General features: G+C 71.0%; 14 protein-coding genes. 8 read left to right on the plus strand and 6 right to left on the minus strand.

Annotated features, from left to right (window positions below; genetic code table 11):
• Nucleotides 1-2 precede the first annotated feature (2 nt).
• Nucleotides 3-596, minus strand: a complete 594-nt coding sequence (locus tag CSW64_RS08095; protein WP_245863865.1) for a 3D domain-containing protein — start codon at nucleotides 594-596, stop codon at nucleotides 3-5.
• A gap of 92 nt (nucleotides 597-688) precedes the next feature.
• Between CSW64_RS08095 and CSW64_RS08100 the strand changes: the two genes are divergently transcribed.
• The 8 genes from CSW64_RS08100 (at nucleotide 689) to CSW64_RS08135 (ending at nucleotide 6,969) form a co-directional block, all read left to right on the plus strand.
• On the plus strand, nucleotides 689-1,276 hold the full coding sequence (locus CSW64_RS08100; protein WP_099621632.1) for a glutathione S-transferase family protein: 588 nt from the start codon (nucleotides 689-691) through the stop codon (nucleotides 1,274-1,276).
• A gap of 34 nt (nucleotides 1,277-1,310) precedes the next feature.
• Nucleotides 1,311-2,324: a S1/P1 nuclease gene (locus tag CSW64_RS08105; RefSeq protein WP_099621633.1), complete on the plus strand. Its 1,014-nt coding sequence runs from the start codon at nucleotides 1,311-1,313 to the stop codon at nucleotides 2,322-2,324.
• A complete protein-coding gene (locus CSW64_RS08110) occupies nucleotides 2,324-2,776 on the plus strand; it encodes an NUDIX domain-containing protein (protein WP_099621634.1) in 453 nt (150 codons plus the stop codon). Before CSW64_RS08105 ends, CSW64_RS08110 begins: the two co-directional genes overlap by 1 nt.
• Nucleotides 2,773-3,396 carry a class I SAM-dependent methyltransferase gene (locus CSW64_RS08115; RefSeq protein ID WP_099624168.1) on the plus strand — a complete coding sequence of 208 codons (624 nt, stop codon included), beginning with the start codon at nucleotides 2,773-2,775 and terminating at the stop codon, nucleotides 3,394-3,396. Before CSW64_RS08110 ends, CSW64_RS08115 begins: the two co-directional genes overlap by 4 nt.
• A gap of 70 nt (nucleotides 3,397-3,466) precedes the next feature.
• Nucleotides 3,467-4,354: a polyprenyl synthetase family protein gene (locus CSW64_RS08120; protein ID WP_245863866.1), complete on the plus strand. Its 888-nt coding sequence runs from the start codon at nucleotides 3,467-3,469 to the stop codon at nucleotides 4,352-4,354.
• The gene (locus tag CSW64_RS08125; RefSeq protein WP_099621636.1) at nucleotides 4,351-5,292 is read left to right on the plus strand and encodes an ABC transporter ATP-binding protein; all 942 of its coding nucleotides are present in this window, start codon (nucleotides 4,351-4,353) and stop codon (nucleotides 5,290-5,292) included. Before CSW64_RS08120 ends, CSW64_RS08125 begins: the two co-directional genes overlap by 4 nt.
• Entirely contained in the window at nucleotides 5,289-6,485 is a 1,197-nt protein-coding gene (locus CSW64_RS08130) for an ABC transporter permease (protein WP_099621637.1), read from the plus strand. The genes CSW64_RS08125 and CSW64_RS08130 overlap by 4 nt, the downstream gene beginning before the upstream one ends.
• A gap of 7 nt (nucleotides 6,486-6,492) precedes the next feature.
• Entirely contained in the window at nucleotides 6,493-6,969 is a 477-nt protein-coding gene (locus CSW64_RS08135; protein WP_099621638.1) for a sterol desaturase family protein, read from the plus strand.
• Nucleotides 6,970-7,505: 536 nt separating this feature from the next.
• Here the strand turns inward: CSW64_RS08135 and CSW64_RS08140 are convergent.
• From CSW64_RS08140 to CSW64_RS08160, 5 genes are all read right to left on the minus strand, one after another.
• Nucleotides 7,506-8,345, minus strand: coding sequence for an aminoglycoside phosphotransferase family protein (locus CSW64_RS08140; RefSeq protein ID WP_099621639.1), 840 nt, complete (start codon nucleotides 8,343-8,345; stop codon nucleotides 7,506-7,508).
• A gap of 35 nt (nucleotides 8,346-8,380) precedes the next feature.
• Nucleotides 8,381-9,316: a phytoene/squalene synthase family protein gene (locus CSW64_RS08145; protein ID WP_099621640.1), complete on the minus strand. Its 936-nt coding sequence runs from the start codon at nucleotides 9,314-9,316 to the stop codon at nucleotides 8,381-8,383.
• Complete coding sequence (locus CSW64_RS08150) at nucleotides 9,313-10,812, minus strand: phytoene desaturase (RefSeq protein WP_099621641.1); 1,500 nt, start codon at nucleotides 10,810-10,812, stop codon at nucleotides 9,313-9,315. Before CSW64_RS08150 ends, CSW64_RS08145 begins: the two co-directional genes overlap by 4 nt.
• Nucleotides 10,809-11,990: a lycopene beta-cyclase CrtY gene (crtY, locus tag CSW64_RS08155; protein ID WP_099621642.1), complete on the minus strand. Its 1,182-nt coding sequence runs from the start codon at nucleotides 11,988-11,990 to the stop codon at nucleotides 10,809-10,811. The genes CSW64_RS08150 and crtY overlap by 4 nt, the downstream gene beginning before the upstream one ends.
• A 221-nt stretch (nucleotides 11,991-12,211) precedes the next feature.
• Nucleotides 12,212-12,634, minus strand: a complete 423-nt coding sequence (locus tag CSW64_RS08160) for a low affinity iron permease family protein (protein WP_099621643.1) — start codon at nucleotides 12,632-12,634, stop codon at nucleotides 12,212-12,214.
• Between the last annotated feature and the right edge of the window lie 36 nt (nucleotides 12,635-12,670).

Genomic DNA, 12,670 nt, shown 5'->3' on the forward strand with positions numbered 1-12,670 from the left:
GATCAGCGCGAGGCGATCTCGGCGCCGACCTTGGCCTTCGGGCAGCCCTCGAAGGTGCCGACGCGCGAGACGGTCAGCGTCTTCATGTTCAGCTTCATCATGTGGCGCATGGAGCCGCTGCCGTGACCGGTGAACAGGTCGATGCGGTTGCCCTTCACCGCGCCGCCGACGTCGGAGGCGTACCAGTAGCCGTCGTGCTCGCCGCCGTCGGGCATCGGCATGCCGACCGTTTCCTTGATGAACAGGATGGTGCGGCGGGGGACCAGGTTGCGGTCCGTGGCGGCGGTGCGCATCGGGACGGTGGCGCAGCCGAGCGAGTCCCGGCCGCCGACGCCCTTGGCGCCGCCATGATAGAGCGTGGCCTTCAGCATCCAGTCCGGGGCCAGGTCGCGCAGCCGAAGCCTCGGCTTGACGGGAGCGGCCTCGGAGGCGGTCGCGGCGGCGACGGCGTCCTGCGGCGTCTCGGCCGGAGTCTGGATGGAGTCCTGGATCAGCTGGCCGATGGGATCCGCGACGGAATCTCTCGGTTGCGCGTTGGCGTGCGGGGTCATGACCCCGATGGCCAGGACCGCGAGGCATGGCAGGATGCGTTTCAAGCGCCCCCCTGTTTGTTTCTCAGCGTTGGCGGGCTTTTATCCGCATCCGGCACTTGTAACAACCCGTAACAATCAACCGAAGGGGGACCTGCATGGCCCTGACGATCTACGGCGACCGCATCTCGGGCAACTGCCTGAAGGTGAAGTGGACGGCGGAAAAGCTTGGAATCCCTTATGTCTGGCGTGAGACCAACGTCCTCGACGGCGAGACCCGCACGACCGGGTTCCTGGCGCTGAATCCGGCCGGCCAGGTGCCGATCGTGATCCTCGAAGACGGCCGGGCGCTGGCCCAGTCGAACGCCATCATGGTGCATCTGGCCGAGGGATCGGCCCTGATTCCCGCCGATTCCTATGAACGGGCGAAGATGTACGAGTGGCTGTTCTGGGAGCAGTACAGCCACGAGCCCTACGTCGCGGTGGCCCGGTTCCAGATGGCCTATCTCGGCAAGCCGCGCCACGAACTGGACGCCAAGCTGTTCGAGCGCGGCGGGGCGGCGTTGCAGCGGCTGGAGGACGGGCTGGAGGAGACCGCCTTCCTGGTCGGCGACCGGATCAGTCTCGCCGATGTCGCGCTGGTCGCCTATACCCGCGTGGCGCACGAGGGCGGCTTCAGCCTGACGGATTATCCGCGGGTCGTCGCCTGGATCGCGCGCGTGGAGGCCGAGTTGGGCATCGCCTAGGGCCGACGGTTCTAACCTTTCTGGGAGTCGCTGAATGCGCCCTGTCGTCCGCCTGTCCGCCGCCGTCGCCGCGATCGGCCTGGCCATGATCCCCGCCGTCGCCGCCAGCTGGGGCAACACCGGCCACCGGCTGATCGGCGTCCTGGCCATCCAGGGCCTGCCCACGGAGGTTCCGGCCTTCCTGCGCACCGCCCAGGTCGCGCAGGACATGGGCGAGTTCGCCCGCGAGCCGGACCGCTCCAAGGGCGCCGGCCGGGTGCACGACCACAACCGCGACCCCGCCCACTTCGTCGACATCGACGACGAGGGGCGGGTCCTGGGCGGCCCCGTGTTCGCCGAGATGCAGCCGACCCGCCAGGAGTACGAGAAGGCCTTGCAGGCGGCCGGAACCGACAGCTGGAAGGCCGGCTATCTGCAGTATTCGACGATCGACGCCTACCAGCAGCTGGTCCACGACTTCGGCTACTGGCGCGTCCTGACCGCCGCGGAGAAGACCGCCAAGGGCAAGCAGCGCGCCTGGATCAAGGCCGACAAGGTCCGCCGCGAGAAGCTGCTGCTGGCCAACCTCGGCAACCTGGCCCACTACGTCGGCGACGGCAGCCAGCCGCTGCACACCACGACCCACTACAACGGCTGGGGCGACTATCCGAACCCCAAGGGCTACACGACCGAGCGCATCCACAGCCCGTTCGAGGGCGAGTTCGTCGCCGGCGCCGTGACCATGAACGGCGTCCGCGCCCAGATGAAGCCCTTCGCCGACTGCAACTGCCCGATCGACAAGCGGGTGCTCGGCTACCTGGCCAAGACCCAGACCTACGTCGAGCCGCTCTATCAGATGTGGGGCGAGGGCAATTTCCGTCCAGGCTCGACCAAGGGCGCCGAGTTCGCCACCGAGCGGCTCGCCGCCGGGGCCTCGGAGCTGCGCGACCTGATCGTCCTGGCCTGGCGGGACAGCGCCAAGACCAAGGTCGGCTGGCCGGCGGTGACCGTGGCCGACGTCGAGGCGGGCAAGGCCGATCCCTGGACCGCGCTGCTGGGCAAGGACTGATGCTGCAGTTCGGTCAGGCCCTGCCGGGCCGGACGCACGTCGATCGTCCCGCCGCCTTCGGCATCGCCGAGCGCGACGGGCTGATCGCCCTGGTGCGGGTCCGGCCGGCGGCGGGCGGCGACTGGCTGGACCTGCCCGGCGGCGCCGTCGATCCGGGCGAGGACGAGATCGCGGCGGTGATCCGCGAGTTCGGCGAGGAAGCCGGGCTGGTGATCACCGTCGGCGCGCCGATCGTCGAGGTCTCGCAGTATTTCGTGAAGTCCGACGGCCAGGCGGTGAACAATCGCGGCTCGGTCTACGCCGTCACCGCCGTCGGCGAGGACGCCGGCTTGAAGATCGAGGCCGATCACGACCTGATCTGGCTTGATCCTTCCGACGCGGCGCGCAGACTGCGTCATGACAGTCACGCCTGGGCCGTGGCGAAATGGCTGAGGGGCAGGGCCGCGACATGACTTCCTTCTGGGACCGCCACGTGATGCCGCGCCTGATCGGCTGCGCCTGCGCCAGCAAGCCGATCATGAAGCAGCGCGAGAAGGTGGTCCCGAAGGCTTTCGGCAAGGTGCTGGAGCTGGGCGTCGGCGGCGGGCTGAACCTGCGCTGCTACGATCCGGCCCGGGTCGAGAGCGTGATCGGCGTCGATCCGTCGCTCGAACTGCGCGACCGGGCCCTGGCCGCCCCGCGCGCCGAGGGGCTCGCCGTCGACATCCGGGAAGGGGTCGCCGAGAGCCTGCCGTTCGCGCCCGGCGGCTTCGACTGCGTGGTCTGCACCTTCACCCTCTGCTCGGTGCAGTCGCCGGCGGCGGCGCTGGCGGAGGCGCGGCGGGTGCTGCGTCCGGGCGGCCTGCTGCTGTTCGCCGAGCACGGCCTGGCGCCGGACGAGCGCGTGGTGCGCTGGCAACGACGGCTGGAGCCGGCCTGGAAGGCCATCGCCGGCGGCTGCCACCTGACCCGCCCGATCACCGCCGCGGTGACGGCGGCCGGCTTCCGGGTCGCCGCCGAGAACGGCATGTACCTGCCCGGAACGCCTCGCGCCCTCGGTTGGAGCGAATGGGGCGAAGCCAAGGCCGCCTGACCCAGGATATCGTTGGTTGACGCTGCTTCCCCCGCCGCCTCAAATGGCCGTTCCGTCAGGGGGATACCGTTTGGCTTTCGACGACGATGCAGCTTGGCTGGAGCAGCTCCGATCCGCCGTGGATCGACGGTTGCTCGAGCTCTTGCCGAGTGGGGCCGCGGGCCCGGCGCGCCTGCTGGAGGCCGCCCGCTACGCGCTGCTCTCGCCGGGCAAGCGTTTCCGGCCCTTGATCACCCTGCTGGCCGTCCGTGAATTCGGCGGCGATTCCACGCTGGCGCTGGATGCGGCCTGCGCGTTCGAGATGGTCCACGCCGCCTCGCTGATTCTGGACGACCTGCCGTCGATGGACGACGCCCAGACCCGGCGCGGCCGTCCCACCACCCATCGGCAGTTCGACGAGGCCACGGCGATTCTCGCGGCGGTCGGCCTGCTCAACCGGGCCTTCGGGGTGATCGCCGAGGACGAGCGGCTGTCGTCGGCGGTGAAGGCGGAGCTGACCCGCCGCCTGTCGGACGCGGTGGGCTTCGCCGGACTCGTCTCCGGCCAGGCCCTGGATCTCGGCGCGCGGGACCAGACCCGGACTCCGGCGGAGATGGAGCTGCTCAACCATCGCAAGACCGGCGTGCTGATCGCGGGAGCGGCCGAGGCCGGCGCCCTGATCGCCCAGGCCCCGCCCGAGGCGGTCGCCGCCATGGGCCGGTTCGCGGTCCACCTGGGCATGGCCTTCCAGATCCACGACGACCTGCTCGATGTCGAGGGCGGGCTGGACCTGGGTAAGGATCTGGGCCAGGACGAAGGCATGACCACCATGGTGTCGGCCCTGGGCGTCGGCGGCGCGGAAGCGGCTATGGAAGCCCATCTGGCCGCGGCCGAGACCGCTCTGGTCGATGTCGGGGCGCGGGGGCTGCTGGCCCGCTACGCCCTGGGGTTCTTCGAGGCGAGGAAGGCGGCGGCGTGAGTGACAGGCCGATCCTGCAGGTTTGGGGCGCCGAACACCGGTTCGACGACCGGATGATCCTGCGCGGGGTCGACCTGAAGGTGCGGCAGGGCGAGATCTACGCCCTGCTCGGGCCTAACGGCGCCGGCAAGTCGACGCTGGTGCGCGCCGTCTGCGGCCGGCTGAAGCTGACCGGCGGCGAGGTCGCGCTCGACGACAAGGACCCCTGGTCCAACCCGGCGGCGCGTCGCGTCGTCGGCGTCGTGCCCCAGGATCTCGCCCTCTATCCCCACCTGACCGTCCGCGAGAACCTGGAGACCTTCGGCCGCCTGTCGGGCGTCAAGGGGCGGGCCCTGCAGGACGCCGTGCGTCAGGCGCTCCGTCTGACCCGCACCGAGGATCGCGAGCATGCGCCGGTCGGGCATCTGTCGGGCGGCTACAAGCGGCGCGTCAACATCGGCGCGGCCATCCTGCACCAGCCGAAACTGCTGATCCTCGACGAGCCGACGGTCGGGGTCGATATCGACGCCCGGGCCGCGCTCGATTCCGTCATCCGCGCCCTGCGCGACATGGGCACGGCCGTCCTGGTGGTCACGCACGACCTCGACCAGGCCGGAGGTCTGGCCGACCGCGTCGGCTTCCTGAGGGAAGGGCGCAAGGTCCTGGAGGGCGCGCCGCATGCGCTGATCGAACAGGCCTTCGGCGCCGAGATGGAGATCCTGGTCGAGCTGTCGGTCGAGGCCGACGCGGCGACCGAGGCCGCGCTGGCCGGCGAGGGGCTGACCCGGCGCGAGGGCGACGGTCTCTGGACCCGGCTCGACGCCGGCGGCTATGCGGCGGCCGGACGGCTGGACAAGCGGCTGCGCCGCGCCGGCGTGGTCCCCCGCGAGATCCGCGTGCGGGAGCCGTCGCTGCAGAACCTGTTCACGCTCGTGGCTGAGTGGAGACGGGCCGCATGACCTTCGCCATGTTCCGCGTCATGGCCCTGGAGCTGTGGCGCGACCGGGGCGCGCTGGTCATGACCTTCCTGCTGCCGCCGCTGGTCTTCCTGATCTTCGCCACCGTCTTCGCCGGCGCGACGGGCGAGAACATCCAGCTGAAGCTGGTGGTCGCCGACGAGGCCAGGACCGCCACCTCGCGCCGGCTGGTCGAGGCCCTGGTCGCCGACCCCGACCTTCGGGCCGAGGTCGCGCCGGACGGAACCGGCGAGGCGGTCCGCAAGGCGGTCCGCTCCGGCAAGGCCGACGCCGGCCTGATCGTCGCCGGCGACCCGGCGAGCGGCGAGGCCCCGCTCGTCATCGTCGCCGATCCCAGCCGCGCCGTGGCCGCGCCGCTGACCCAGGCCCGGGTGCAGCAGGCCCTGGCCCGCAGCCTGCCCGACGTGGCCCTCGCGCGGGCCGTGGCCGGCGTCGAACCGGTGCTGGCGCCGCTGACCCCTGGCCAGCGCGCCCGCGCCGAGGCGGCGGGCGAGGCGCTGCGCGATCCCAAGGCCGAGCCCGCCAAGCCCGAGGCCGAGCTGTTCCGCCGCGAAGACGTCTCCGGGGCGCAGAAGGGCGGCGGCACCATCGTCTACTACGCCGGGGCGGTGACCATCCTGTTCGCCCTGTTCTCGGCCATGCACGGGGCGCTGACCATCCTCGACGAGCGGGCCTCGGGGATCGCCGACCGCATCCTGAGCGGGCCCTCAGGCATGACGCCGGTCATCAACGGCAAGTTCCTGTTCCTGCTGGCCCAGGGCATCGTCCAGGCGTTCACGATCTTCGGGGTGGCCATCGTGGTCTACAGGACGCCGGTGCTGGCTCACTTCGGTCTCTGGCTGGTGACCACGGTGCTGACCGCCGCCGCCGCCGCCGGGCTTTCGCTGGCCGTGGTCAGCTTCTGCCGCAGCCGGGGCCAGGCGCAGATGCTGTCGACCTTCGTGATCCTGGTCCTGGCCGCGATCGGGGGCAGCATGGCGCCGCGTTTCCTGATGCCGGCCTGGCTGCAGACCGTCGGCTGGGCGACGCCGCACGCCTGGGCCATCGAAGCCTATCAGTCGATCCTCTGGCGCGACGGCGGCGTCGCCTCGGTGTATGTTGCCTGGCTCGTGCTGGCGGGCGTCGGGCTCGTCGGCCTGCTGGTCGCGCGCGGCGTGGCCCGTCTCGTCCGTTGAAGGTCCGATGCTGTCGATCCTGATCAGCCTGGCGCTTTTCCTGGGGGCTTTCGCCTTCATGGAAGGCTTCGCCTGGTTCACCCACAAGTACGTCATGCACGGCTTCATGTGGGTCTGGCACAAGAGCCACCACGAGCCGCGCGAAGGCGCCTTCGAGCTGAACGACCTGTTCGCCGTCGTCTTCGCGGCCCCGGCGATCGTCGCCATCTGGCTGGGGGTGAACACCGCGCTGACCTGGATGCTGCCGGTCGGGCTGGGGATCACCGCCTACGGCGCGGTCTACTTCCTGTTCCACGACGGCCTGGTCCACAAGCGCTTCCCGATGCCGCGGCCGAAGTCCGAGTACTGGAAGCGCCTGATCCAGGCGCACCGCTTCCACCACGCCGTCCACACCAAGGAGGGCTGCGTCTCTTTCGGCTTCCTGCTGGCCCCGCCGGTCCGCAAGCTGAAGGAAGCGCTCAAGGCCCGGGGCGTGGAGGCGTAGGGGGCGCGAATGCGCCTTGCGTCCTTCGAGACGCGAACCCCGCACGGAAGCGCCGGGGACACGCACCCTGCGGGAGCATGTCCCCGGGGATAGCCGCGCGGGCATTCGCTGATTTCGTGGGGCTTTCGGGGTGAAAGCGCGGGGATAGACCGCGACTTATCCCCGGCCTCTCTGACTGCGCCCATACTCTGCCCATCCCATCGCACGGGGAGGGCGCTCGGCCGGTGCTCCAGCGGCGAGGGGATAGTGTTCGAGCGGGTCGTGTCATCGGGACGTCCATCAGTGGGGCGCCCGCCCGCCGGAGAGCGTCGGCTAAGCCTCAACAGGGCTGCCTACCGGCGCTTTCCGACAAACGGACATCGCGGAGCCCACGACTCGGTTTCACGCTTACCCCACACCACCCCTGCTCACCCGGATCGAAGCCGGGACGCGCTCCGCAACCCTCCCCAGCCGGGGACATGCTCCGAAGGTGCGTGTCCCCTGCCTCCGCGCGCCCATGCGGGGACCGGCGCCGGCTTCGCCGGAGCATGTCCGCCCTAGTCCGCCAGCACCGCCTCCAGCGTGCGGCGGCTGATCGCGGCCAGCGTCGGGTTGCGCTCACGGTAGTAGGACAGGGCCACCGCGCCCGCATAGACGGCCCAGCCCCGGGCCCGGGTCCAGGCCGCCGCGTCCGGCTCCACGGCGGCGCGGAAGGCCTGGCGGCCCTCGGCGGGGACCACGCTCCAGGCCGCCATCAGGTCGGCCGCCGGATCGCCGACGCCGAGCAGGCCGAAATCGATGACGGCGGTCAGCCGGCCGTCGCCGACGAGCAGGTTCCCAGGGTGCAGGTCGCCATGGATCCAGGTCGGCGGGCCGGCGTGTCTCGGCGCGGCGAGCGCGGCGGCCCAGATCGCCGTCAGCCGCTCGGCGTCCAGAAGATCGGCGATGCCTGCAATCGACCGCCTGGCCGTGCGGTCGAGGATCCTCAGCGGCACGCCGCGCCAGCTGTTCTGCTCGCCGCTGGCCGGCCCGCCGGCGGCGTCGATCCGTTGCAGCGCCGCGACGAAGGCGCCCAGGGCCTCGCCGGTATGGATCGGGTCGTCCGGCGGCGTGGTCCAGGCGTCCCGGCCGTCGAGCCAGCGGCAGACCGACCAGCCCCAGGGAAAGCCCGCGCCGGGCGCTCCCGTCGCGACGGGCGCCGGGATCGCCAGCGGCAGCTGGGTCGACAGCCTGGGCAGCCAGGCCTGCTCCTTCACCCCCTGGCTCGCGGCGCGGGCCTCCTTCGGCAGGCGGACGACGAGGTCGTCGCCGAGCCGGAACAGGGCGTTGTCCGTTCCGGCGGAGGCCACCGGCGTAAGGGGCAGGCCGGCCCATCGGGGATGCTGCGCCGCCAGCATCCGGCGCACGAGATCGGCGTCGATGACCGGGCCGGTCAGATCCGGCTCCAGAGCGGCCGGCGCTCGGGCGGCTCGCGACGGCGGTCCAGGGTCGCGCCGCGCAAGGCGGTCAGGCCGGCGCCCAGGGCCAGGGCGATCTTCGCGGCCTTGCCGGTCGAGGTGCGGCTGTCCCACGCGGCCGGGCCGCGGGCCACGACCTTCACCCCGATCTCGCGGTAGACCGCGCCCGCCGCCGCCACCGCCCAGGCTGAGCGGAAGGGCAGGGACCGCAGCCCCCAGCGGGCGGAGGCGTAGTAGGGTTCGGCGGCGTCGACGAGGCGCTTGGCCAGGCGGGCGACGGCGGCGCGGTGCGCCGGCGCGGCGACGGCGTCCTCCGGCACGCCCGCCTCGGCCAGCCAGCCGGCGGGCAGATAGACCCGGCCGTTCTGGGCGTCCTCGACGATGTCCCGGGCGATGTTGGTCAGCTGGAAGGCCAGGCCCAGGTCCTGGGCGCGACGCAGGGTCGACAGGTCGTGGGGCCGCACGCCCATGACGATGGCCATCATCGCCCCGACCACGCCGGCGACGTGCCAGCAGTACTCCAGCGTGTCCTCGATCGTCTCGTAGCGCCGCCCGGCCACGTCCATGGCGAAGCCGTCGATCAGCTCGATGGCGTAGGTCTCTGGAATCGCCCGCCTTTTCGCGACCTCGCGGAAGGCGGCGAAGGCCGGGTCGTCGGTCGGCTCGCCGCGCAAGGCGGCGCGGGTCTGGGCGTAGAGGCCCTCGAGCCGGCGCTGCACCTCGGCGGGGTCGAGGACCTCGCGCTCGTGGCCCAGGGTCTGGCCGTCGATGACGTCGTCGCAGTGCCGGCACCAGGCGTAGAGCATCTCGGCGTCGGCGCGGGTCTGCGGGTCGAACAGGGCGGCGGCGGCCGCGAAGCTCTGCGAGCCTTTCTGGATCGTCTCGCGGCTGGTCGCGGCCAGGTCGGTCACTGGCCCAGGTCCCCAGCCATATCCTCGATCATCAGGGTCGCCGTCGCCTTGGCCGAGCCGACCACGCCGGGGATGCCCGCGCCCGGGTGGGTGCCGGCCCCGACGAAGTAGAGGTTGCCGATCACGTCGTCGCGGTTGTGGGTCCGGAACCATGCGCTCTGGGTCAGGATCGGCTCCAGCGAGAAGGCCGAGCCCTGCCAGGCGTTCAACTCGCCCTGGAAGTCGGCGGGCGTGAAGATGCGGCTGACGACCAGATCGCGCCGCAGGTTCGGGATGTAGCGCGCCTCCAGATAGTCGAGGATGCGGTCGCGGTACTTCGGCCCCTCGACCGCCCAGTCGATGTCGGCCGTGCCCAGATGCGGCACCGGCGACAGGGCGTAGTAGGTCGAGCAGCCCGTCGGCGCCTGGCCCGGGTCGGTGGCGCAGGGGGCGTGCAGGTACAGCGAGAAGTCGTCGGCCAGGCCGTTCCTGCCGTAGATCTCGTCGATCAGCCCCTTGTAGCGCGCCCCAAACAGGATGCTGTGGTGGCGGATCTCCGGATGCTGAGCCTTCAGCCCGAAGTGCAGCACGAACAGCGACGGGCTCCAGCGCTTGCCTTCCAGCCGCTTGCCTTCGGCCTTGCCGCGCGGATGGTCGCCCAGCAGGCGTTTGTAGGTGTGGTGGATGTCGGCGTTGGAGGCCACGGCGGCGAAGGTCTCGACGGTCCCGTCCGGCAGGCGCACGCCCGTGACCTGCCGGCCCTGGGCCTCGATGGCCTGGACCGGCGTGTTCAGGCGCAGCGTTCCGCCCAGGTCGCCGAACAGCTTCACCAGCGCCTGGATCAGCGCATGGGTGCCGCCGCGCGGGAACCAGACCCCGCCGCGCCGCTCCAGCGCATGGATGAGGCCGTAGATCGACGAGGCCGCGAACGGGCTGCCGCCGACCAGCAGGGTGTGGAACGACAGCGCCTGGCGCAGGTGGTCGTCCTGCACGAAGCTGCTGACCTTGGCGTAGACCGATCGCCAGGCCTGCAGCCGCATCAGCTCCGGCGCGGCGGCGATCATGCTCTTGAAGTCCAGGAACGGCACATGGCCGAGCTTGACGTAGCCCTCCTGGAACAGCTCCTCGGAATAGGCCAGGAACCGCTTGTAGCCCGCGACGTCGGCGGGGTTTCTCGCCGCGATCTGCGCGTCGAGCCGGGCCTGGTCGTTGACGTAGTCGAACACGTGGCCGTCTTCCCAGCACAGCCGGTAGAAGGGATCGACGCTGATCAGCTCGGCATAGTCCGACAGCTTGCGGCCTGAGAGGGCGAACAGCTCCTCCAGGCAGGCCGGGTCGGTGACTACCGTCGGGCCGGCGTCAAAGGTGAAGCCCTGCTCCTTCCAGACGTAGGCCCGGCCGCCCGGCTTGTCGCGGCCCTCGAACAGGGTGACGTCGAACCCGGCCGACTGCAGCCGGACCGCGAGCGCCAGCCCGCCGAAGCCCGACCCGATCACCGCAACGCGCGGCTTGCTCATACTGCTACGCCCCCAGGAAACACCGAACGCTCGGACAGGACCTTCATCGCCGCCGAGATCGGCACAGGCGGCTTGCCTATCAGGATGCGGGCCCGGTCCGCCAGCGTCGCGTCGCCGGCGTAGAACCGTTCCACCAGCGGCTGGTTCAGGCGGTAGAACCGCTCGAGCACCCGGTAGCGCTGGTCCGGCCGCGCCGCCTTGAACAGCATCCGGTTCAGCAGGCGGTAGTAGGACCGCTCGCGCCAGCGCGCCTTGGACCGGCCTTCGACACAGGCGCGGACGCTCGCGGTGGTCAGGACGGGCAGCCGGGCGACCTCGTCGGCCAGCCGCGCCGCGTCGGGCAGGCTGTAGCCGGTGACCGGATGGAAGAGGGCGGCGCGCAGCCCGACCTCGGGCAGGGCGGCCGCTTTCCAGTAGGCGTCGATGTCGCCGGCCAGGGCGATGGGCAGCACGCCGACCTCCTCGCGAACCACCTCGCGGATGGTCCAGCCCCGGGCGGCGGCATAGGCGTCGATGTCGGCGCTCAGGGCCTTGCGGTCCAGCCGGGCGGCGTCGCTGTAGCGGGTGTCCTCGATCAGCAGCCGCGTCGGCGAGAAGGGCAGGCTGTAGAGGAAGCGATAGCCGTCCAGCTGGTCGACCGTCGCGTCCATGATGATCGGCCGGTCCAGGCCGTGCGGCTTCTCGAGTTCGACTTCCAGGCCGACGAACTTCTGCCAGCCCAGGACCAGGGCCGGATCGGGCCGCGGCCCCCGGGCGTCGACGACGCAGGCGGCCTCGACGGTCCGGCCGTCGCCCAGGACCACGCGGTCCGCCTCCAGCCGGTCGATGACGGCGTCGGTCCAGGCGTCCTCGCCCAGCGCCGCCGACACCACTTCGTGGAACCGGTCCGAGGTGACCGAGCGATACTCCGTGGTCAGGTCGCGGTCGTAGGCCGGGAACCGCACCTGGTAGCCGTTCCAGCGATGCACGATCAGCGGCGCCAGCCAGGCCGAGATCTCCGCGTCCACGTCGCTGGCGAAGTGGCTCCAGGTGTGCTCGCCGCCCAGCGTCGCGTCCTTCTCGACGACGACGACCCTCAGCTCGGGCCGCAGGGCCCGCAGGCGCAGGGCGATCAGCCCGCCGGCGAGCCCGCCGCCGGCGATGACGATGTCGGCGCGAAGGGGGAAGGAAGCGGCCATCCGCCCCGCATATCACGCCGTTCGTCCGCGGGAAGAGGCTAGGGCCGATCGACATTCGTGGCAGCGGGCGGAAATTCACCCGAATGCCCTCGCGAAAGCGGGGGCCTAAACCGACCATGCCGCTTAACCGTCGATGGCCGACTTGAATCTCAGCTTGGGTTCCCGCTTTCGCGGGAACGCTCGGAGGAAAACAGACCGAACCACCCGAATGTCGATAGGCTCTAGGCGTCCTTCTTGCCCGCCGTCTTGCGCGTTGGGCGTTCGCCGCGACGGCGATGCTCGGCATGAAGCGCCCGGGCCTCGCGCTCGCAGCGGGCCAGGATGGCCTCCAGCTCCTTGTCGGTCAGGTGTTCGATGCCGATGAAGCTGTTGTCGGCGTCGCTCATCTTGATCAGCTCGTCGAGCTTGGCCTGGAGGGCGGCGTTGTCGCGGTTCTGGGTGTTCTGGATCAGGAACACCATCAGGAAGGTCACGATGGTGGTCGAGGTGTTGATGACCAACTGCCAGGTGTCGGAGAAGCCGAACAGCGGTCCGCTCAGGGCCCAGGCGAGGACAGCCACGACACAGGCCGCGAAGGCCTGCGGCCGTCCGGCGTATTTCGAGGTGACGTTGGCGAACCTCGTGAAGGCCTTGGAAGGGCTCATGGGGTCTGGCTCGGATTGCGCTGCCGCCGGGGAACG

This window comes from Caulobacter mirabilis (genome assembly GCF_002749615.1).
In the GTDB taxonomy this organism is placed as follows: Bacteria; Pseudomonadota; Alphaproteobacteria; order Caulobacterales; family Caulobacteraceae; genus Caulobacter; species Caulobacter mirabilis.

Excerpts from the sequence above, each read along its gene's own strand:
- CSW64_RS08115 (WP_099624168.1), top strand. The coding sequence starts at position 2,773 with ATGACTTCCTTCTGGGACCGCCACGTGATGCCGCGCCTGATCGGCTGC.
- CSW64_RS08160 (WP_099621643.1), bottom strand. The coding sequence starts at position 12,634 with ATGAGCCCTTCCAAGGCCTTCACGAGGTTCGCCAACGTCACCTCGAAA.
- CSW64_RS08135 (WP_099621638.1), top strand. The coding sequence starts at position 6,493 with ATGCTGTCGATCCTGATCAGCCTGGCGCTTTTCCTGGGGGCTTTCGCC.
- CSW64_RS08150 (WP_099621641.1), bottom strand. The coding sequence starts at position 10,812 with ATGAGCAAGCCGCGCGTTGCGGTGATCGGGTCGGGCTTCGGCGGGCTG.
- CSW64_RS08105 (WP_099621633.1), top strand. The coding sequence starts at position 1,311 with ATGCGCCCTGTCGTCCGCCTGTCCGCCGCCGTCGCCGCGATCGGCCTG.
- CSW64_RS08140 (WP_099621639.1), bottom strand. The coding sequence starts at position 8,345 with ATGCTGGCGGCGCAGCATCCCCGATGGGCCGGCCTGCCCCTTACGCCG.
- CSW64_RS08110 (WP_099621634.1), top strand. The coding sequence starts at position 2,324 with ATGCTGCAGTTCGGTCAGGCCCTGCCGGGCCGGACGCACGTCGATCGT.
- CSW64_RS08100 (WP_099621632.1), top strand. The coding sequence starts at position 689 with ATGGCCCTGACGATCTACGGCGACCGCATCTCGGGCAACTGCCTGAAG.
- CSW64_RS08130 (WP_099621637.1), top strand. The coding sequence starts at position 5,289 with ATGACCTTCGCCATGTTCCGCGTCATGGCCCTGGAGCTGTGGCGCGAC.
- crtY (WP_099621642.1), bottom strand. The coding sequence starts at position 11,990 with ATGGCCGCTTCCTTCCCCCTTCGCGCCGACATCGTCATCGCCGGCGGC.